The sequence below is a fragment of the Sorangium sp. So ce302 genome (assembly GCF_051530145.1).
Lineage (GTDB): Bacteria > Myxococcota_A > Polyangia > Polyangiales > Polyangiaceae > Sorangium > Sorangium cellulosum_B.
The window spans coordinates 5,680,177-5,700,083 of the sequence record NZ_CP150326.1 but is presented as its reverse complement, the minus strand read 5'-3'; the positions used below and the strand labels follow the sequence as shown (position 1 = coordinate 5,700,083).

The 19,907-nt window shown below is 70.3% G+C and carries 19 protein-coding genes; 10 read left to right on the top strand and 9 right to left on the bottom strand.

Annotation, left to right across the window (positions count from 1 at the left end; translation table 11 throughout):
* Positions 1 to 14: 14 nt before the first annotated feature.
* The 7 genes from asnB to WME73_RS21595 form a co-directional block, all read right to left on the bottom strand.
* Positions 15 to 2,027, bottom strand: a complete 2,013-nt coding sequence (gene asnB, locus WME73_RS21625; RefSeq protein WP_437916910.1) for an asparagine synthase (glutamine-hydrolyzing) — start codon at positions 2,025 to 2,027, stop codon at positions 15 to 17.
* 1 nt (position 2,028) lies between these two features.
* Positions 2,029 to 3,618, bottom strand: coding sequence for a class I adenylate-forming enzyme family protein (locus tag WME73_RS21620; protein ID WP_437916909.1), 1,590 nt, complete (start codon positions 3,616 to 3,618; stop codon positions 2,029 to 2,031).
* A 19-nt stretch (positions 3,619 to 3,637) separates the two neighbouring features.
* Positions 3,638 to 3,898, bottom strand: coding sequence for an acyl carrier protein (locus WME73_RS21615; RefSeq protein WP_012236454.1), 261 nt, complete (start codon positions 3,896 to 3,898; stop codon positions 3,638 to 3,640).
* A 386-nt stretch (positions 3,899 to 4,284) separates the two neighbouring features.
* A complete protein-coding gene (gene nadE / locus WME73_RS21610) occupies positions 4,285 to 5,259 on the bottom strand; it encodes an NAD(+) synthase (protein WP_012236453.1) in 975 nt (324 codons plus the stop codon).
* A gap of 198 nt (positions 5,260 to 5,457) precedes the next feature.
* Positions 5,458 to 6,423 (bottom strand): aspartate carbamoyltransferase catalytic subunit, encoded by a 966-nt coding sequence (locus WME73_RS21605; protein ID WP_272099608.1) that lies wholly within the window; start codon positions 6,421 to 6,423, stop codon positions 5,458 to 5,460.
* Positions 6,424 to 6,431: 8 nt separating this feature from the next.
* Positions 6,432 to 6,995 (bottom strand): bifunctional pyr operon transcriptional regulator/uracil phosphoribosyltransferase PyrR, encoded by a 564-nt coding sequence (gene pyrR / locus WME73_RS21600; protein ID WP_437747287.1) that lies wholly within the window; start codon positions 6,993 to 6,995, stop codon positions 6,432 to 6,434.
* Positions 6,996 to 7,160: 165 nt separating this feature from the next.
* Positions 7,161 to 8,495 carry a hypothetical protein gene (locus WME73_RS21595; protein WP_437873185.1) on the bottom strand — a complete coding sequence of 445 codons (1,335 nt, stop codon included), beginning with the start codon at positions 8,493 to 8,495 and terminating at the stop codon, positions 7,161 to 7,163.
* A gap of 107 nt (positions 8,496 to 8,602) precedes the next feature.
* Here WME73_RS21595 and WME73_RS21590 point away from each other — a divergent pair, with 107 nt between their 5' ends.
* From WME73_RS21590 to ribD, 9 genes are all read left to right on the top strand, one after another.
* Positions 8,603 to 9,334, top strand: coding sequence for a YceD family protein (locus tag WME73_RS21590; protein WP_437747285.1), 732 nt, complete (start codon positions 8,603 to 8,605; stop codon positions 9,332 to 9,334).
* 4 nt (positions 9,335 to 9,338) lie between these two features.
* Entirely contained in the window at positions 9,339 to 9,533 is a 195-nt protein-coding gene (rpmF, locus tag WME73_RS21585) for a 50S ribosomal protein L32 (RefSeq protein WP_012236448.1), read from the top strand.
* Between the two features lie 88 nt (positions 9,534 to 9,621).
* Complete coding sequence (locus tag WME73_RS21580) at positions 9,622 to 10,617, top strand: beta-ketoacyl-ACP synthase III (protein WP_437747284.1); 996 nt, start codon at positions 9,622 to 9,624, stop codon at positions 10,615 to 10,617.
* Between the two features lie 159 nt (positions 10,618 to 10,776).
* Complete coding sequence (gene fabD / locus WME73_RS21575; protein ID WP_437747283.1) at positions 10,777 to 11,718, top strand: ACP S-malonyltransferase; 942 nt, start codon at positions 10,777 to 10,779, stop codon at positions 11,716 to 11,718.
* Between the two features lie 6 nt (positions 11,719 to 11,724).
* Positions 11,725 to 12,471 carry a 3-oxoacyl-ACP reductase family protein gene (locus WME73_RS21570; RefSeq protein ID WP_437747282.1) on the top strand — a complete coding sequence of 249 codons (747 nt, stop codon included), beginning with the start codon at positions 11,725 to 11,727 and terminating at the stop codon, positions 12,469 to 12,471.
* 146 nt (positions 12,472 to 12,617) lie between these two features.
* Positions 12,618 to 12,872 carry an acyl carrier protein gene (gene acpP, locus WME73_RS21565; RefSeq protein WP_012236444.1) on the top strand — a complete coding sequence of 85 codons (255 nt, stop codon included), beginning with the start codon at positions 12,618 to 12,620 and terminating at the stop codon, positions 12,870 to 12,872.
* A gap of 127 nt (positions 12,873 to 12,999) precedes the next feature.
* Positions 13,000 to 14,244: a beta-ketoacyl-ACP synthase II gene (gene fabF / locus WME73_RS21560; protein ID WP_437747281.1), complete on the top strand. Its 1,245-nt coding sequence runs from the start codon at positions 13,000 to 13,002 to the stop codon at positions 14,242 to 14,244.
* A 24-nt stretch (positions 14,245 to 14,268) separates the two neighbouring features.
* The gene (gene nrdR, locus WME73_RS21555) at positions 14,269 to 14,730 is read left to right on the top strand and encodes a transcriptional regulator NrdR (protein ID WP_012236442.1); all 462 of its coding nucleotides are present in this window, start codon (positions 14,269 to 14,271) and stop codon (positions 14,728 to 14,730) included.
* 16 nt (positions 14,731 to 14,746) lie between these two features.
* Complete coding sequence (gene ribD, locus WME73_RS21550; protein ID WP_437747280.1) at positions 14,747 to 15,892, top strand: bifunctional diaminohydroxyphosphoribosylaminopyrimidine deaminase/5-amino-6-(5-phosphoribosylamino)uracil reductase RibD; 1,146 nt, start codon at positions 14,747 to 14,749, stop codon at positions 15,890 to 15,892.
* Between the two features lie 18 nt (positions 15,893 to 15,910).
* Here ribD and def read toward each other — a convergent pair whose 3' ends face one another.
* Both def and WME73_RS21540 read right to left on the bottom strand, forming a co-directional pair.
* Positions 15,911 to 16,423 (bottom strand): peptide deformylase, encoded by a 513-nt coding sequence (gene def, locus WME73_RS21545; protein WP_272099591.1) that lies wholly within the window; start codon positions 16,421 to 16,423, stop codon positions 15,911 to 15,913.
* 124 nt (positions 16,424 to 16,547) lie between these two features.
* On the bottom strand, positions 16,548 to 18,758 hold the full coding sequence (locus WME73_RS21540; RefSeq protein WP_437916908.1) for an ATPase, T2SS/T4P/T4SS family: 2,211 nt from the start codon (positions 18,756 to 18,758) through the stop codon (positions 16,548 to 16,550).
* Positions 18,759 to 19,679: 921 nt separating this feature from the next.
* Between WME73_RS21540 and WME73_RS21535 the strand changes: the two genes are divergently transcribed.
* Positions 19,680 to 19,886 (top strand): cold-shock protein, encoded by a 207-nt coding sequence (locus WME73_RS21535; protein ID WP_012236438.1) that lies wholly within the window; start codon positions 19,680 to 19,682, stop codon positions 19,884 to 19,886.
* Positions 19,887 to 19,907: the final 21 nt, after the last annotated feature.

Genomic DNA, 19,907 nt, shown 5'->3' with positions numbered 1-19,907 from the left:
CCGAGCGCGGCCGGTCAGCCTGCAGCGTCGCGCACCCGATCGACGTCGACGCCCAGCCGGCCTGACGTGTCGTCGGCGGCCGAGACGACGCGCGCGCCCTGGAGGATGTCGCGCGCCATGAGCTGCGTGGAGAGGATCGCGCAGAACGCCATGTCGTCGGTGTTGCTCATCGATTTGCCGCCGGTCTTGCGGCACTTCGCGACGAGCGCCGCGACGGGCTGCGCCTGCCAGATGCCGGCGTCCTTGATGGCGTCCGGCGATAGGCACGCCTCGACATAGTCCGGCGTCCCGCTCCCGAAGAAAGGCTGCACCACGGGCGCGCGGTACGGCTGCTTCTTCCGCTCGAGGACGCCGGGCGGCAGGAGATCGCCCATCGCGCGCTTCAGCACGTGCTTCTCGTCGAGGGTGCGGAGCTTGAGCGCGTCCGGCAGCGCGTCCGCCACGTCCATCACGTTGGGATCGAGGAACGGGAAGCGCCCCTCGACCGAGTTCGCCATCATCATGCGCTCGCCCTGGGAGGAGAGCAGGTAGCCGGAGAGCAGCGTCGTGATCTCCAGGTACTGCGCGCGCGCGAGCGGCGTCCAGCGCATGAAGTCGCGCGGCAGCTGCTCCCTCAGGCGATCGGCCGCGGCGGTGTCGCCGATGCCCTCGCGCATCGCGGGATCGAGCATCAGCTTGATGCGGCTCGTGGCGTCCCAGCGCGGGCGGTGGGAGTAGAACGGGTCGTCCGTCTGCGCGAGGTTCCGCCCGAAGAAGGCCTTGGCCATCTCGACCTGCGCGACCGGCGACCGCTGCAGGTAGGGGTAGAGCCGGAGGAGGAGCTGCGGCCTGAGCTTGCTGTCCGGGTGGCGCGCCCAGAAGCGGCGTACCCGGTCCTCGCGGAAGATGTCGTAGCCGGCGAAGAACTCGTCGGCGCCCTCGCCCGTCAGCACCACGCGGTAGCCGCTCTGCCGGACGAGGCGCGCCAGGATGAACAGCGGCGCCGGGGCGGTGCGCAGGAGCGGGGCCTCGGCGTGGTAGACGACTTCCGGGAAGACGCTGGCGATGTCGGCGTCACCGCACTGGATCGACGCGTGCGACGTGCCGAGGTGCGCTACGGCGGCGCGCTGGTACTCGGCCTCGTCGAACTCGCGCTCGGTGAACTCGACCGAGAACGTGCGCAGCGGCACCTCGCGGTTCGAGGCGATGAGCGCCGCGACGATCGTGGAGTCGAGCCCGCCGCTCAGGTAGCTGCCGACGGGGACGTCGGCGCGCAGGCGGATCGTCGAGCCGCCGCGGACCGCCTCGCGCACGCTGGACACGAGCCCCGCCTCGTCGCCGCCGGGCGCGCGCCCGACGGGGAACTCGGGGCGGAAGCGGACCGAGACGCGCGGCGCCACGTCGCGATCGAGGTCGAGCGTCGCCACCGCGCCCGGCGGGATCTGCTGGATGCCCTCGTACGGCGTGAGCGGGGCGGTCGGCGCCCAGAACGTCAGCGCCTCGTCGAGGCCCTCGCGGGAGATCGCGCGGGGGATCGTGGGGTCCTGGAAGAGCGACTTCACCTCGCTGGCGAACCGGAGGACGCCGCGGTGGACCGTCCAGAAGAGCGGGTTGATGCCGACGCGGTCGCGCGAAAAGAACGCGCGCCTCCGCTGGACGTCCCAGATGACGAACGCCCACTGGCCGTTCAGCCGATCGACCATGGCCTCGCCGTACTCGGCGTAGGCGTGGATCAGCGCCTCGGTGTCGCTCTTGGTCCGGAAGTGATGGCCCTTCGCCGTGAGCTCCTCGCGGAGCTCGATGTAGTTGAAGATCTCGCCGTTGAAGCAGACCCAGAGCGTCTCCTCGGCGTTGGCCATCGGCTGCCAGCCGCCGTCGAGGTCGATGATCGACAGGCGCGAGTGGGCCAGCGCGACGTGGCGATCGCGGTAGATGCCGAAGCCGTCAGGGCCGCGGTGGCGGAGCGCCCGCGCCATCTTGAGGGCCAGCTCGCGGTCGGGGTTCGGCGCGTCGGTGCGTAGGTTGATGAGGCCGGCGATACCGCACATATCAGATGAGCTCGCTCTTCTTGACTTTGCCGCTCGCCGTCTTGGGGAGCGAATCCATGAACTCGACGAACTTGGGCACGGCGACCTCGTCGAGCTCGGCCCGCACCTTCTTGCGGACGTCGTCGGCGGTCACCGCGGCGTCGGGGGCCTTCACCACGGCGGCCTTCACCGCGACCCCGAGCACCTGATCCGGCACGCCGACGACCGCCGCCTCGACGACGCCCGGGACCTTGCAGATCACCGACTCGACCTCGAGGGGGCTCACCTTCTCGCCGCGGGTCTTGATGATGTCGTCCTTGCGCGCGACGAAGTAGAGGTACCGGTCCTCGTCCATCTTGAAGAGGTCGCCGGTGTGGAGCACGACCTCGCCCGGGAGGGGCCCCGGCCGGAGCGCGCGTGCGGTCGCGTCGGGGTTCCTCCAGTAGCCGCGCATCACGTTCGGCCCGCGCACGACGAGCTCGCCCACCTCGCCCGGCTCCGCGTGGGTGCCGTCCTCTCGCTCGATCCAGAGCTCCTCGTTCGGCATCGCGATGCCCACGGAGGACGGCCGCTCGAGCGCCAGGGAGGGCGGCAGGTAGCAGACGCGCGTACACTCGGTCTGGCCGTACATCGCGAAGAACGAGACGTTGGGCAGGAGCTCGCGGAGGCGAAGGAGCTGCGGCGCCGGGAGCCCGTACGCGGCGTTCGTCATGTACCGGAGCGCCGAGAGATCGGCCTTCGCGAAGTTCTTGAGCGAGAGCATCGACGCGAAGATCGTCGGCACGCCCGCGAAGCCCGTGGCCCGCTCCTCGGCCATCCGCTGGACGATGGGCCACGGCATGGAGAAGCCCTTCTCGAGCACGACGGTCCCGCCGAACGCGTGGGTCACGAGCAGCTGGAAGAGCCCGTAGGTGTGCGACAGCGGCAGCACGCAGAGGATCACGTCGTCCGCCGTGTGCTCGAGGTACGCGCCGATGGCCGCGGTGCTGTTGCGGAGGTTCTGGTGCGTCAGCATGACCCCCTTCGACTCGCCCGTGCTGCCGCTCGTCCAGCAGAGCGTCGCCAGATCGAGCTCGATCGCGCGGCGCGCGGGGGGCTCGCCGGGCGCGCCGGCCAGGGCCTCCTGGAAGTCGCGCCCGTCGGGCGGGGGCCCGGCCGCGGCCGGGGGAGCCGCGCCGCTCAGGAACGTCGCCGCCGGCCTCGCGCCGGTCGGGAGCTCGGCCACGGCGGCGAGGCTCTCGCGCATGCCGCGCGCCGCCACGAGCACGCGGGGGCCCGCGAGCTCCATCACCTGGCCGAGGCGCCGCGGTCGCATCGCGGTGCCGAGCAGCGACGGCACGCCGTCGGCCCGGAGCGCTCCGTAGTACGCGACGACCGCGTCCACGCCGTTGTCGAGCGCGACCATGACGCGATCGCCGCGCTGCACGCCCGCCTCGCGGAACAGGGCGGCGCAGCGATCGGCCAGCGCGTCCAGCTCCCGGTACGTGATCCGCCGTCCCTCGCAGACCAGCGCGACGTGGTCGGGGCGAGAGGCGGCGAACGATCGCAGCGCGGAGTCGATGAGGAAGCGATCCGAGCGCGGATCGCGACGAGCGGTGTGCTGCGTGCTCATGCGCCCCCCGGGGTTCGGGCTAGTTGCTGCTCTTCTTCCCGCTCACGTAGGTGACGAGCCTGGCGATCGAGCCGAAATTCTCCGGCACCATCTCCTCGTCGGCGACCTGGATGCCGAGATCCTGCTCGAGGAACTGAACGATCTCGAGGACGGCCGTCGAGTCCAGGATCCCTTGATCGAGCAAAGCGACCTCGGACCCGAGATCGGCGGTAGCGCCCCGGTATCCGAACGAGGTGACCAGGAAGTTGCGAATCGTCGATTCGATGCTGGAAGTGCTCATGGAGGTAGTCTCCACGTCTATCACCCCCCCGGCTTTCCTGTCGAGAACACTCCGCGGAGCGACGGCCAGCGAGCGGATCGCGGCAGAACGCGGTCGCGGTTCATCGTTCACGTTCACGTTCACGCACGCACGCACGCACGCGTCCGCGCTCGTTCGCGTGCGGTGTTCCCCGTGCCGTCCGTGTTCGAAAGCCGCCGCCAGGGCGCGCCGCGGAGGTGAGATTGGCGACTGACGATCTCGCTGTGAGCCCGTCCGCCACCGTCGTCAACGTGAGTGAATGTCAGCGAGGTTCCGCGCTGTTTCCGGCGGGTTTCACGACCGGGGAACGGCGTCCCAAGCTGAGAATGCCGTTGACAGCGGCGAGCGCGGTCTGACGGCGCGGCTCGTCAGGCGTGGCCCTGATCGCGGACGAGCAGCGGCTGCGCGTGGAGGTACTGCGCCACCCGGCGCTTCGCTTCGATGTCCTTGAACACGCGCTCGACCTGCTGCGGCGTGATGCCGACGGCAGACGCCGCGTCCGCGGCGGGAACGTTGTTGTTGTAGGCGTACAGGCAGAGGTCCATCTTGTCGTAGGGGAGCGCGAAGTAGAACTCGTCCTGCCCCTGCGGCATCGAGAACGTGTCCGTCGTCGGCGCGCGCCTGCGGATGTCGGCAGGGACGCCGATGTACTCGGCGAGCGCGTAGACCTGGCTCTTGTACAGGTGCGCGATCGGCTTGAAATCCGCGGCGCCGTCGCCTTGCTTGACGAAGAAGCCCTGATCGTACTCGAGCAGGTTCGGCGTGCCGGCGACGGCGTAATTGAGCCTGTCCGCGTGGTAGTACTCCATCATCTTGCGGATGCGCTGCTTGAAGTTCGTCGCGGCGACGAGCTGCAGGTACGCGTTCAGGGGCATCCGCTTCACGCGCGGCTCTTCGCCGGGCGGCTGCGCCGTCAGCTGCGAGACGTTCAGCCTGTCGCTCTCGAGGATCGAGGGGAGCGTGATCTTGAACTTCCAGCTCTCGTTGTAGTCCGGGTAGACCATCCGGATCGCCTCATCCTGCCGCTCGTAGCAGCGGAGGCCGGTCAACGCGGGCTTGATGTTCTCGATGACCGCCTCGATGCCGAGCCCCTCGGCGAGCAACTTGCCGAGGCGGAGCGCGTCATCGGACGTGTCGCGCTCGGGCATGAAGATGCCCAGCACCTTGTCCTTGCCGAGCGCGCGGACGCACAGCGTCGAGACGACCGAGCTGTCGATCCCGCCCGAGATCCCGACCACGGCCCCGCGCCGCCGCAGCGTACCGAACACCTGATCCCGGATGGCCTGCTCGATCTCTTGCGCTACCGCTGGGGCATCGATCCTGAGGACGTCTCGCGAAAACATGGTTGGCTCCACCCTTTCAAAAAGATGGACCAGCCTATTAAAACGGGGCGCAACAGGGAACCCTGTTCGCTGCCAGCGGGCGTATGCCAGGGGGAGCCGCGCGCGGGGGCCGCGTCTTTCATGGTTCCGTGGGTTTCATGGGCCAGGGCATCCGTCTGCCCCGGCTGCGCCGCCGCGCCCGGAGGGCCGGGGCGATCGTCAGGGCGCGGGCCGTGGCTCGCCGGTCGCGGAGAACTCGTTGGCCTCCGCGGCCAGGATCCAGAGCACGGCCATCCTGACCGCGACGCCGGCCTCGACCTGGTCGAGGATCACGCTCTGTGCGCCGTCCGCGACGCGCGGATCGATCTCCACGCCGCGGTTCATCGGCCCCGGGTGCATCACGATCGCGTCTGGTTTGGCGAGCGCGAGCCGGGCTGGGTTCAGCCCGAACGTGCGGCTGTACTCGCGCGTGCTGGGCAGGAAGCTGCCGCTCAGCCGCTCGCGCTGCACGCGCAGCATCATCACCACGTCGGCCCCTTCGAGGGCGGGCTCGATCCGATCGTAGACCGTCGCACCGAGCGACTCGCCCGCGATCGGCAGGAGCGTGCGCGGGCCGGCGAAGCGGACCCGCGCGCCCATCGTCGTGAGCAGGTGCGCGTTCGAGCGGGCCACGCGGCTGTGGACGATGTCGCCGCAGATGGCGACCTCCAGCCCTTCGAGTCGTCCCTTGGCGCGCCGGATCGTGAACGCGTCGAGCAGCGCCTGCGTCGGGTGCTCGTGCGTGCCGTCCCCCGCGTTGACGACCGCGGCGCGCGTGTGCGCGGCGACGTGGTGCGGCGCGCCCGACGCGGCGTGGCGGATGACCAGCACGTCCGGCTGCATCGCCTGGAGGTTCTGCACCGTGTCGAGCAGCGATTCCCCCTTGACCGCGCTCGAGGTGGAGACGCTGATGTTGATGACGTCGGCGCTGAGCCGCTTGCCCGCGAGCTCGAACGACGTCCGCGTGCGCGTCGACGGCTCGTAGAAGAGGTTCACGACCGTCTTGCCGCGGAGCGTGGGCACCTTGCGTACGCTCCGCCGGGAGACGTCGAAGAGCGACTCGGCGGCGTCCAGGAGGGCCACGATCTCGGTACGCGAGAGACCCTCGATGCCGAGCAGGTGTCGGTGCGGGTAGATCCTCCTCATGCGCTGGCTTACGTTCCTTCCGGTGGCGGGGGGGGCTCCGAGAGCTTTGTGCTGGCGGCGGTGACGAGAGCCCAGAGCTCGCCCGCGCGCTCCACGACGTCGATGCGTTGCCCGGGGGCGAGCTCGACCGCGCGGACGATGTAGTCGGGGTGAATCGGCAACTCCCTGCCGCCGCGATCGACGAGCGCGACGAGCTCGATCCGCTGCGGTCGCCCGTAGTCGAGCACCGCGTCGAGCGCCGCGCGGATGGTGCGACCGGTGTAGATGACGTCGTCGATCAGCACGATGCGCCGGCCGTCGACGGGGAAGGAGATGTGGCTTGGGCCGATGCGCGGGTTCGGCAGGGCGGTCGCGGCGTCGTCGCGGTAGAGCGTGATGTCGACGGCGCCGACCGGCGGCGCGTGCCCCTCGATCTCGAGGAGCAGCGCGGCCAGCCGCTTGGCCAGCGGCTCACCGCCCCGCCGGATCCCGATGAGCGCCAGATCTTCCACGCCGCGGCCGCGCTCGGCGATCTGGAGCGCGATGCGCCGCAGGCCGCGCCCGATGGCGGCCGGGTCGAGCAGAGCTTCCATGGCGCGGCGAGGGCTAGCACGGCGAGCGCCCTGCACCCAAGGCCCGCGTGCGCTGTCCGCCGGATCGCCCGTGCGCCCGAGGGCGCGCGGGCGATCCGGCCGTGCTGAGGAGGAGGAGCGCCGTCGGCGCGGCGTCGCGGCAGCGGCGCGGAGGCGCGGGCGGCCTCAGTCGGGCTGGTGCAGGACCCGCTGGGTGCGCTCGACGAAGTAGAACCGCTCGAAGCCCGCGCGCTGGAACGTGAGCGCGCCGAACCCGTTGACGGCGATCGCGGCCGCGCCGAGGGCGTAGAACGGCGCGCCGAAGCGGCGGCCGGAGACGGCGATCATCGCGAAGAGAAACGGGGCGAAATCGTTGGAGAAGCGGTAGCCGAACTGGAGCCAGCCGGTGTTCTGGTAGAGGAGGCTCGGCAGCGCGACCGCGGACACCGTGGCGGCGAGCGCCCAGAACGGGGGCGGCGTGCGTCGGGGCCAGAGGGCCCACGCGTAGATCGGCGTGGTCACCCAGAGCGCGAGCCCGTGGGCGTTGATCTGGAAGGGGGCGCCCTGCACGTGGGTGTACGGCAGGCCGGTGAGCACCACCGCGAGGTTGCGCGGCAGGTAGTGGTACGAGAAGAGCCCCCACTTCTCGATCCGCGCGCGCCACGCGATGTGGAGGTACCGGTGGCCGAACTCGGCCGCGTCGCCGAAGCGCGCGTGGTTGTGCCAGAGCAGCGCCGAGAGCACGAGCGCCGCCGGCGCGGCGAACAGGGCGAGCCGGCGCAGGAGGGCGCGCGGGTCCGATCGGTCCACGCGGAGCGCCTCGAACAAGAACAGCGGCAGGGCGAAGCCGAGCGGCGTGCGGGTCGCGAAGCCGAGGCCCAGGGCGAGGCCCGCAGCGAGCGGATGGGCGGCTTCGAGCGCGCAGTAGAGATAGACGCACGCCAGCGCGACGCCGACGACGTGCGCCGCGAACCACACCGTCCCTTGCACCGCGCTGAACCAGTAGACGCTCCCGAGCGCGAAGAGCAGCGAGAGCGCGACGTTCTCGGCCTGCGTGCGGTGGCTGCGGCGCGAGGCCGAGAGCTTCTCCAGCGCGAGGAAGAGGACAGCGGGCCCGACGCCGGCGAAGGCCAGGAAGAACTGCCCGTCGCGCACGCGCTCCGCGCTGCCGGCGAGCTTGACGAGCGGCGCGATGAGGACCGCGGGGAAGGGGGGGAAGCTGACGTAGTAGCGGTCGCCGAACACGGCGAAGTCGTTGCCGCCCGCGTGCGCCGGCGGCGGTCCGCCGAGATCGAGGCGGCCGTGGAGCCACGCCTCCGCGAGCAGCGCGTAGTGGTTGTAGGGCGTGTGAGCCGCGAAGATCTCGCGGGAGGAGCTCGCGGCGTACACGAGCGTCACGAGCGCGTAGAGGGCGATCGCGACCGCTGCGCGGCGGCCTGCGCGCCGTGCTTCCCCTGAAGGTTCCGGCCGCCGATCGGCGGCGCCCGCGGCGCGGGCCTCGGGCGTGGCGCTACGGTCCATGCGCGGGCGACGCTACCATGCAGCCTGATGTGACGGCGGCCGCCGGTCGTTCTTGCGAGCCAACGCACCCCGCGCTAAACGCTCCGCTTTCACTGGCCCGGAACCCCATGTCCCAGTTTGCCGTCTCTGCCAATGACATCGACATCTCCGGTATTTCGCTGGACATGCCGCTGCCGCTCGACTGGATGAACGCGGCGCTCGCTGACGCCGACGTCACCGGGCGCGCGCCAGGTCACCTCTCGGCCCGCCTCTCGCGGACGGGGAACGAGATCGTCGTGCGCGGCCGCGTCAAGGCGCCCGTCGCCACGCCCTGCGCGCGGTGCCTTGCCCCTGCCACGCTGGACGTTGACGCCGAGCTCTCGCTCCTCTTGCGTCCTGCCCCGAAGGCGGACGGCCACGGTCACGGCCACCGGCGGGACGGCGCTGCCCGCAACGGCGCGGCGAAGCCTGGGGCGAGCAAGGTCAAGGAGGCCGAGTACGAGTTCACGGCGGACGAGGCCGACGTCGACACGTACGACGGCGAGACGGTCGAGCTCGATCCGTTCATCCGCGAGGCCATTCTCCTCGAGATGCCGAACTTCCCCTTGTGCTCGGAGGCTTGCCCGGGTATCGGTCCTGCCGCGTCCCGAGAGGACCGCGAAGGCGGCTCCTCGGCCCTCGTCCGCGGGGCGGCGGAGGAGGATGAGGCCGCTCCAGGCCTCGACCCGCGGCTCGCGCCGCTCAGCGCGCTCCGAGAGAAGCTTGGACAGAAGCCCAGCGGCTCTGACAGGCGCGCGCAACCTGCATCGCCCCCCCCGGCCAAGGCCGGGACACCGAAGAAGAAGACCAAGAAGGAGTAGTTCCGTGGCCGTCCCCAAGAGGAAAACCACCCCCAGCAAGCGCGACATGCGGCGCGCCAACCACGACAAGGTGACCCCCGTCCAGCTCGTCTCTTGCGAGAACTGCGGGGAAGCCCGGCTCCCGCACCGCGCCTGTGGCGCCTGCGGGCACTACAACGGGCGCAAGGCGAAGGCGACCAAGGCGACCGCGGCCTCATGACGGGCGCGGGTGCGCCGGCGCGCGCGAACGCTGCGCCCGCGCACCTGGGCGCGGCGCCGGCTCGCGCGGATGCGCGAGGGGCCGTCGCATGAGCTCCCCGCAGCCGAGGAGCCGCATCCTCGGGACGGGCAGCTACGCGCCCGCCCGAGTCGTGCACAACACCGATCTCGAGAAGATCGTCGACACCTCGGACAGCTGGATCAGCGAGCGAACGGGGATTCGTCGACGTCATATCGCTGCCGAGGGAGAGCTCACGAGCGACATGGCCGCTGCGGCCGGCCGCTCTGCGCTGGACGCCGCCGGGCTCTCGGCGGCTGACCTCGACATGATCATCGTCGGGACGATCAGCGGCGACACCCCGATGCCCTCCTGTGCCGTGTACGTGCAGCAGAAGCTCGGCGCTCAGGAGATCCCCGCGTTCGACATCTCGGCGGCCTGCGCCGGCTTCGTCTACGGCCTCACGATCGCCGATCAGTTCATCGCGAACGGTGTGGCCCGGCACGTCCTCGTGATCGGCGTCGAGCTGCTCTCGCGCATCCTGAACTGGAAGGATCGCACGACGTGCGTCCTGTTCGGCGACGGCGCTGGCGCGGTCGTGCTCGGGCCTGCGTCGGGCGACGGCAGGGGCATCATCTCGACGCGGATCTTCAGCGACGGCACGCTCGCGAACTCGCTGGTCATCCCGGGCGGCGGTACGGCCGAGCCGCTGACGCCCGAGGGCATCGAGCAGAGCCGCAACAAGGTCCACATGGTGGGGCAGGACATCTTCAAGGTCGCCGTGAAGAACCTCTCCAGCGCCTCGCTGATCGCGCTCGACACGGCGGGCATGGCGGCCGGCGACCTGGACTGGGTCGTCGCCCATCAGGCGAACCTGCGGATCATCAGCCAGGTCGCCGCGCGTCTCAGCCTCCCTCTGGAGAGGTTCGTGCTCAACATCGAGGAGTACGGCAACACGTCGAGCGCATCGATCCCCATCGCCCTCGACGAGGCGGTGCGCGACGGGCGCATCAAACCGGGGCAAAACGTCCTCTTCTGCGCGCTCGGCGCTGGCATCTCCTGGGGCGCGTCCGTCATCCGGATGTGAGCGGGCCATGCGCGTCTGCCTGCGTCGGGGTCGAGGTCTGCGCGTTCGCTTGAGCTCGCCGGGCGATCCTGCCTGAGGTAGTCTCGCGCGCGCCGGCCGCATGACGTGGTTCGGGGGACGGACGACGTCCGCCTCCCTGGCTTGGAATTGAGGGCAAACGTGAAAATCGCTTGGCTGTTTCCAGGGCAAGGGGCGCAAGAGGTGGGGATGGGCAAGGCCCTCGCGGAGGTCTCGGCGGCTGCGCGTGGCGCGTTCGCGCGGGCGGACGCGGCGCTCGGCGAGCCGATCTCGCGGCTTTGCTTCGAGGGGCCGATGGAGGCGCTGACGCAGACGAGCAACACCCAGCCCGCCATCGTCGCGACGAGCTGCGCCGTGGCCGCGGCCCTCATCGAGCACCTGCCCAACCTCGATCCGCCGCTGTACGCGGCCGGCCACTCGCTCGGCGAGTACAGCGCGCTGGTCGCCGCCGGCGCGCTCGAGATCGAGGATGCGGTAAGGCTCTGCCGGATCCGGGGCAGCGCCATGCAGGAGGCCGTGCCGGCGGGCGAGGGGGCCATGGCGGCGCTCATCGCGCTCGACCAGGAGGTGGTGCTCGCGATCTGCGCCGAGGCGGCGCAAGGCGAGGTGGTCGCTCCGGCGAACTACAACGGGCCGGGGCAGATCGTGATCGCCGGGCACGCCGGCGCGGTCGCGCGCGCGGGCGAGCTCGCCGTCACCCGCGGCGGCAAGGCCATCCCGCTCAAGGTGAGCGCTCCCTTCCACTGCGCGCTGATGCGGCCTGCGGCCGAACGCTTGCGTCCCGAGCTAGAGCGCACGCAGCTGATGCCGCTCGCCTTCCCCGTGATCGCGAACGTCGACGCCGCGCCGAACGCCGATCCGGAGCGGGTGCGGTCGCTCCTCCTGCGCCAGATCGATGGCACCGTGCAGTGGATGCGGACGATCGAGCGCATGGCAGAGGATGGCGTGACGCACGCCCTCGAGATCGGCCCTGGCAAGGTGCTGGCCGGGTTGGTGAAGCGGATTACGAAGCAGATCAAGGTGCTCAGCGTGAGCGACATGGCGGGGATTGAGCGCGTGAGCGCGTTCCTTTCGGAGGCATAGGCATCGATGTTCGACCTTACGGGCAAAGTTGCGATCGTCACGGGTGGATCGCGAGGGATCGGGCGTGCTGCGTCGGAGGCGCTCGCGGCGCAGGGCGCGCACGTGATCGTCAACTACGTGCGCGGAGAGGCCGAGGCGCGCGCGGTCGTCGACGCGATCACCGCGCGCGGCGGGAAGGCCGAGGCGCTCGGGTTCGACGTCGCGGACATGCCGGCGACCGAGGCCGCCATCGCCGAGGCGGCGAAGCGCCTTGGCCGGCTGGACATCCTCGTCGCGAACGCGGGGATTGCGATCGACGGCCTGCTCCTGCGGATCAAGGAGGAAGACCTCGATCGCCTCTTCGCCGTGAACGTGAAGGGCTCGATCGCGTCCGCGCGCGCGGCGACCAAGGTCATGATGCGCGCGCGCACAGGCCGCATCGTTTTCCTCTCCAGCGTTGTGGCGGAGATGGGCAACGTCGGCCAGGCGGCGTATGCCGCGACGAAGGCGGCCCTGCTCGGCGTGACGAAGTCGCTCGCCCGCGAGTACGCGGGGCGCGGCATCACGGTCAACGCCGTGGCGCCCGGGTTCATCGACACCGACATGACGACGACGATCAGCGCGGAGATGAAAGAGGGGCTGACGAGGATGGTCCCGCTCGGGCGCACGGGCCGAGCAGAGGAGGTCGCCGCGGCGATCGCATTCCTATGCTCCGACGAGGCGAGCTACGTGACGGGCGAGACGCTGCGCGTCAACGGCGGGATGTACGTGTGAGAGCGCTGGCTTGAGGACCCCGGCTGCCAGGCGTCACGCACAGCGGCAAACCAGGCGCACACGAAAAAAGCGGTCGCAGGTAATTCGATGGTGCAACGCTGATGGCGATGGGCTACTAGGGGTTCCGTTTTCCCGGGAGGAATACCATGGCTGAAGGTCGCGACATCACGGCCGAAGTAAAGCGGATCATCAAGGAACAGCTCGACGTCGACGAGAAGGACATCAAGCCTGAGGCGAGTTTCATCGACGATCTGGGCGCCGATTCGCTGGGCCTGGTGGAGCTTGTCCTCGCGTTTGAGGAGGCGTTCGAGATCGACATTCCGGACGAGGACACGGAGAAGATCCGGACTGTCCAGGACGCGATTGACTACATCGAAAGGAATGCCAAGGACAAGAAGTAGCGTCCCCACCGCCCTACCGGACGCGGCGTCACCATGGAGGTGGGTTGGCGCGTGAGCCAGCGAAGGCTCTGCTCTTCGCCGATGCACGCGCTCTCACCTCTGTGGTGGCGCTAGGGCAAGAAGAGCCATGGAACGCGTTGTCATCACCGGTATCGGGCTCGTCACGCCCAATGGCCTCGGCACCCAGGCCACCTGGCAATCTTTGCTGGCTGGTCAGTCTGGTATCGCGCCCATAACCCTCTTCGACGCGAGCACGTTTCCTACGCGCTTCGCCGGCGAGGTGAAGGGCTTCGTGCCCGAGGAGTACATCCCCAAGAAGAAGGTGAAGGAGATGGGCCGCTTCGCCCACCTTTCCATCGCCGCCTCGCAGATGTGCATGCAGGACGCGGGGATCGAGCTCACCGACGAGGACCGCGATCAGTGCGGCACGTTCATCGGTGTCGGTCTCGGGGGCCTCGAATACCTGTTCCAGCACTCGATCACGCTGCACGAGAAGGGCCCCCACAAGGTCAGCCCGTACTTCATCCCGACGGTCATCGCCAACCTCGCTGCAGGGCAGGTGGCGCTGGCGCTCGATCTGCGGGGCGCGAGCTACTGCAACACGAGCGCATGCTCGTCGAGCGCGCACTCGCTCGGCGAGGCGTTCGAGTGGATCCGCCGGGGTCGCTCGCACATCATGCTCACGGGCGGCGCGGAGGCGACGATCACCGGCCTCGGCATCGGCGGCTTCTGCGCGATGTTCGCCCTCTCGAGGCGCAACGACGAGCCGCAGCGGGCGAGTCGCCCCTGGGACAAGGGGCGCGACGGCTTCGTCTGCTCCGAGGGCGCCGGGTCGCTGCTGCTCGAGTCGCTCTCCCACGCGAAGAAGCGCGGCGCGAAGATCTACGCAGAGGTCGTCGGGTACGGCGCCTCGTGCGACGCGTACCACATCACGAAGCCGGCGCCCGACGGCGCCGGGGCGCAGCGAGCGATGAAGATGGCACTCGAAGACGCCAAGCTCGCGCCGGACGCGATCGACTACATCAACGCTCACGGCACCTCGACTCCGCAAGGGGACATCGAGGAGACCCGGGCGATCCTCAAGACCTTCGGCGATCACGCGGCGTCGAAGCGCCTCTGGGTGAGCTCGACGAAGTCCGCGATGGGCCACCTGCTCGGGGGCGCAGGTGGGGTCGAGGCGGCGGTCTGCGCCCTCGCGCTGCGCCACGGCGCGGTGCCGCCGACGCTCAACCTGGACGATCCCGATCCTGAGTGCACCCTCGACTACGTCCCGTTCACCTCTCGCGAGCGCCGCCTGAAGCACGTGATGTCGAACTCCTTCGGCTTCGGTGGCACCAACGTGTCGCTCGTCTTCTCCCAGTTCGACGGCTGATCGCGCGCCGCGCTGGATGGCTCGATGAAGTGCCCATTTTGCGGCCATCTCGAGGACCGGGTCATCGACTCCCGCGCTGGCGGCGCGGGTGAGGTGATCCGGCGTCGGCGCGAGTGCGCCTCGTGCGAGCGCCGCTTCACGACGTACGAGCGCGTCGAGGACATCCTGCCGACGGTCGTCAAGAAGGACGGTAGGCGCGAGTCGTTCGACCGACAGAAGCTCGTGCGAGGGCTCCGGATCGCATGCAACAAGCGGCCCGTGTCCACCGACCAGATCGAGGCCATCGCCGACGCGATCGAGCGCGAGGCGCAGGAGTCCGAGCGGCGGGAGATCTTATCGACCGAGCTGGGCGAGCGGGTGATGAACCACCTGCGTACCCTCGATGAGGTCGCCTATGTCCGGTTCGCGAGCGTTTATCGTTCCTTTCGGGACATTGACCAGTTCATGGTCGAGCTTGGCAAGCTTGTGAAGGCCAAGGCGCCCTAGTAGATCCGGCACTTCGATGTCTGCGAAGCCCCCCATCCCCGATCCCGAGCTCGACGCCGCGATGATGCGCCTCGCCATCGAGGAGGCGCACAAGGCGATGCCGTCGCCGAACCCCCCGGTCGGCGCGGTGGTGCTGAACGCCGCGGGGGAGGTCGTCGCCGTCGCGCACCACGCGCGCGCTGGTGAGGAGCACGCCGAGGGGCTGGCGCTCGCGGCCGCCGGCGACGCGGCGCGCGGAGGGACGCTCTACGTGACGCTGGAGCCCTGCAACCACGAGGGGCGCACGCCGCCCTGCGTGGACGCGGTTCTGAGCGCCGGCATCAAGCGCGTCGTCGTCGGCGCGCCCGATCCGAACCCCGCGGTGGTCGGCGGCGGGGCGCAGCGGCTCAGCGACGCCGGGCTCGCCGTGGAGCTCGGCGTCGCCGGCGCCGAGGCTCGCGCGCTGATCGCGCCCTGGACCAAGTTCATCACGACAGGCATCCCCCACATCGCGCTCAAGCTCGCCCTGTCGCTGGACGGTCGCATCGCGACCCGCACAGGCGCCTCGAAGTGGGTCACCGGCCCCGAGGCGCGCGCCAAGGTCCAGGAGCTCCGCTCGCGGCACGACGCGGTGGCGATCGGGATCGGCACGGCGCTCGCCGACGACCCTCGGCTCACCCTGCGCGAGTCTGCGCTCGCGCCCGGGGGGCGGAGCCCCATCCGGCTCGTCTTCGACACGCGGCTCAGGCTGCCGCTCCACACGCGCCTCGCCCAGACGGCGCGGGAGGTGCCGACGTGGGTGCTCACGGGCGCCGACGCGCCCGAGGAGGCGGAGCAGGTGCTCGTCGATGCTGGCTGCGTCGTCCTGCGCGCGCCAACCTCGGCCGAGGGCCGGGTCGACGTGACCGCCGCGATGCGCCTCTGCGCCTCGCAGGGGATCGTCTCCATCCTGGTCGAAGGTGGCGCCGAGCTCGCCGGCAGCCTGCTCGCGTCGCGCCTGCCCGACGAGCTGCACGCCTTCGTCGCTCCGATCCTGCTCGGCCCCCGCGGCCGGCCGGGCGCGGTCGACTGGGCGGGTCCGGACACGCCAGGCGACGCGCCCCGGATCGTCGATCCACGCTGGGAGCTCTGCGGTCGCGACGCGTACGTCAGCGGCCCGCTCGCCTTCCCGGCGCGCAGCTGATCGGCGCGCCCGGGCAGGTCAGCTCGCGGCTTCTGCGCCGCGCTTCTGCATCTTCCGCTGGACGATGCGCTTCTTGAGCGTGCCCATCCGGTCGATCATCAGCACGCCGTCGAGGTGATCGAGCTCATGCTGGACGGCCACGGCGAGCAGGCCGTCGGCCGCGATCTCGAACGTCGCGCCGTCACGCCCGCGGGCGCGGACGGTGACGCGCTCGGCCCGCTTGATGTCCTCGCTGATGCCAGGGAACGAGAGGCACCCTTCGGGGCCGGTCAGCTGCCCCTCTTGCCGCACGATCTCCGGGTTGATGAACACGAGGAGGTTGCTCGGCTCGTTGTCCGCGGCGATGTCAACGAGGAAGACGCGGTGTGGCTCCCCGATCTGCGTGGCCGCAAGGCCGACGCCGGGCGCCGCGTACATGGTCTCGGCCATGTCGTCGATAAGCTTCGTGATTTCGGGCGTGATGTCCCCGACCGGCTGTGCCTTCTGACGCAGGCGCGGGTCGGGATAGTGGAGGATGGTGCGGATGGCCATGGCTACTGAGCATCATAACCTCCGTTCCTAGCTGGCGCCCGTCAAGACGCTCTCATCTCGCGTGTTGCGTGGGTTGCGCGTGCCTCGCGCTGGCCACGCTGGCCAGCCTTCGCGCGGACAGCCGCTAGCGATTTCGCCGGAACGAGGTCGACGTATCGACGCTGACCCCGCGGGACTGAAGATCTTCCACGATGTCCGGCACCAGCCCGGAGGGGTGAAACGTCCCCTCGAGCGCGCCGCCGGCGGCCGTCCGCTCGACCACGAACGTGAAGACGTCGCGAATGGCGATCTGCCCGCCCTCCACCCCGAGCTCCGCAATGCGGAGCACCCGGTGGCGACCGTCGCGGAGCAGCGCGATCTCGATCGCGAGGTCGAAGGACGAGGCGAGCCACTCGCGCGCCGTCTCCGGCGTGATCCCGGGGCGGGTCGCGGCGATGTCGGCGGGGAGCCTCGTCACTGCTTGCCGCAACGTCGGCGCGCGGGAGGCCGCGAGCACGCCGTCCATGCCGCCGCCGATGGCGTCCACGATTTCGGCCGCGACGTGGCCCGAGAACGAGCTCACCGCGACCCGCTCCGGCCGGATGCGTACGGCCGCCCGCACGGCCCGGGTGCGTTCGTCCGTCGTGGCCCCGAGCGCGATGGACAGCGTGTTCGGCTGATCGAGGGCGAGCTCGTCCTCCTCCTGGAGCACCACGAACCGGTCGTCGGGCTGCGCCGCGGCAGCGAGCGCGCCGAGCAGCCAGCCCGTCCCGGCGTCCCGCGTCCCGGTGACGAGGAGGTTGCCGCGACCGAGCACGCACTGGGCGAGCAGCCCGGCCATCGCGCGCGAGATCGTCCCGTTGCGCACCAGGTCGTCCAGCGTGACGTCGGGGCGCTGCGGCTTCCGGATCACCAGGGTGGAGGTCGCGGCCGGCGGCAGCACCGCGAACAGGCGGCGCCCCTTCGGCAGGGTCCGCTCGACGAAGCTCGCGCCCGCCTCGATCGGCTGGCCGGCCGCCATACAGAGCCGGCGGATGGCCCGGCCGACCGCGCGCTCGCTGCTGAACCCGACCTCCGCGATGACGCGCCTGCGCCCGTGCATCGCGATCACGTGGTCGTAGCGGAACACCTGGATCTCGCTCACCTCGGCGTCTTCGAGCAAGCGGTCGAGCGGACCGAGCGAGAGGAGCTCCCGCTGCGCGTCGGCCACGAGCGCCTCGACGTCGACCTCGGGGGGGAGCTCGCCCGCCGCGCGCAGCGCCTCCGCGCCCGCGGCGCTCGCCTGCGCGATGCGCTGGGCGAGCGCGCTGTCCGGCGGCGCGCCGCTGTCGAGCGGCGTGAGGTCGACCAGGTCGGCGAGCCGCTCCATGAGGCGCCCGAGCGCCCGGCGGTGCGCCACGGCATGCGCCGAGTCGCCCTGTCCCCGGTCGACCCGATCCGAGACGGGCGGGATGGCGCGCCGGCTCGGGATGGGGACCACGCTCGGATGGACGGCGACGTTCGAGGCGCCCTGCGGCGACACCGCGGCGGTGCTCGTTGTGCTCTGTGCAGGCAGCGGGGTCGCGGTCGCGTACGGGCGCGGCGCCTGTAGGGGCGGGGTGGCGGCGTTGACGGCGCGGCCGTCGCGCGCCGGCGGTGCGGTGGTCATCGCCGGGTGCGCAGGCAGCGGCGGGACGGACGCACCGCCCTGCGAGCCCGGCGTGAGCGGCGGACGAGGCGAGGGGATGCGCGGCGGACCGGGGACGGGGATGGCCGCGGCCGCGTCGACCGACTCGTCCGGATCGTTCTCGAGGGGGAAGTGGCTGATCACGCCCTGGCTGGTGCGCGACGGCTCGCCCCTCTCGTTGATCAGCGGCAACGGCGCCGACCGGTGCAGCCCTTTCTCGGCGGACGGCGGCGGCCCGCGATCGGGCAGAGGTCCCGGCTCGCCGGACATCTCTTCCGGCGCGCGCGGAGGCGCCGTGCTGTCCGGAGGGGCCGTCCCGGCCGCCGCCGTCTCGATCCGCAGCACGAAGTCGCCGATGTAGATCTTGTCGCCTTCGCGAACGATCGTCGCCTGAGCGATCTTCCGGCCGTTGACGTACGTGCCGTTCGTGCTCTTGAGATCGGTGACGATGAAGCGCCCGTCGCGGAAGAGCAGCCGAGCGTGTCGCTTCGACACGTTGCCCTTCGGCAGCATCAGGTCGTTGCCCTGCACGCGGCCGACGTTGATCTCTGTCCGGTCGAAGGTTTCGCGGCGCTCCGCGCCCCCTTTCTCGCTGATGATCACCGAGAACATCTCGTCGCCTCGCGGGGCCAGGGCGGAGGTGAGACCCGATGCCCTCGCCACGCCATACGAGCAAGCTCGAACAGACATGTCAACGAGATGCCTTCGATTCCTGCTCCCGGGCGGCGAGCGGGCTCGAGCCCGGGACTGCGCCGCCCACGCCCCCTGAGCGCACGCACCGGGCGCGGTGCAGGTCGAGCGCGCGATGCCGGTCCGGGGATCGATCCGCCGAGCTGTCGCGCCAGCGCGCAGGGGGAACGTCGGCGAACAGGCTGAGCCGGCGCCGCCAGGTGCGTGATGTCCTCCGAGCAGGTCGCCTGCTCCGCTGCAACGCTCGATCGATGTTCTCGGCAAAAGCTCCGCAAGCGCCTGGCCCGCGCTCGGAGAGCGCCCGGAGCGCGCTGCGTCGCTCGCTCCCACGACGCGCGCAGCACGAGGAGCGCGCCCGAGTCGCCGCGCCATTGCGGCGGAGGCCAGGAGATCGCTGCCCGACGCGCGAGGCTCGCTGCGTGACATGGCGAAGCCCTCACGGACCACGACGCCCTGCGCGGGCCGAAGGACAAAGTTCTTCGATAAAAGCGCAAATCTTGACGGTTGCGCGAATTCTGCTTCGCACCCTACGGCGCGCCGTCACCGCGCGTGATCGTGTACTCGCCGTCAGGATCCGCTGTACGACGCGAAATTCTCATCGGAGGCTGCTGCAACCGGAGACTGCCGGTGAAGCGGTACTGCCTCGCGCAAGCGCCCGCCGAACCATCATCGCTGCTTGACCTTGGCGCATCGAGCCGTTTACGTTGGCGCCCGCTCGGACCGGGGAGAATCGTCGAAGTCGCCGCGCACGCACATCAACCAGCGGCTGGGCAGCCGCCCTGCGCAAGCTGGATCTGTCTACGAGGGGGGTTTGCTGCATGCAGCCAAGCCCGCATCGGAATCAGGGACCGCAGCCGTGGTCACCTCCCGACTGCCAGCCTGCGCGCCTCGGGTATCGACGAGCTCTGAAGTGGAGGAAATATGGCAGTTGGCAAGGTTAAGTGGTTCAACGACGAGAAGGGTTGGGGCTTCATCAAGCAAGAGACTGGCCCCGACGTCTTCGTTCATTATTCGCAGATCAACGGGGAGGGGCGCCGTCGTCTGTTCGAGGACGAGACCGTTGAATTTGAGATCAAAGAAGGTCCCAAAGGTCTGCAGGCGGTCAACGTGATCCGCGCCACCGCCTGACTTTCCTCCTGACCAGAGCCC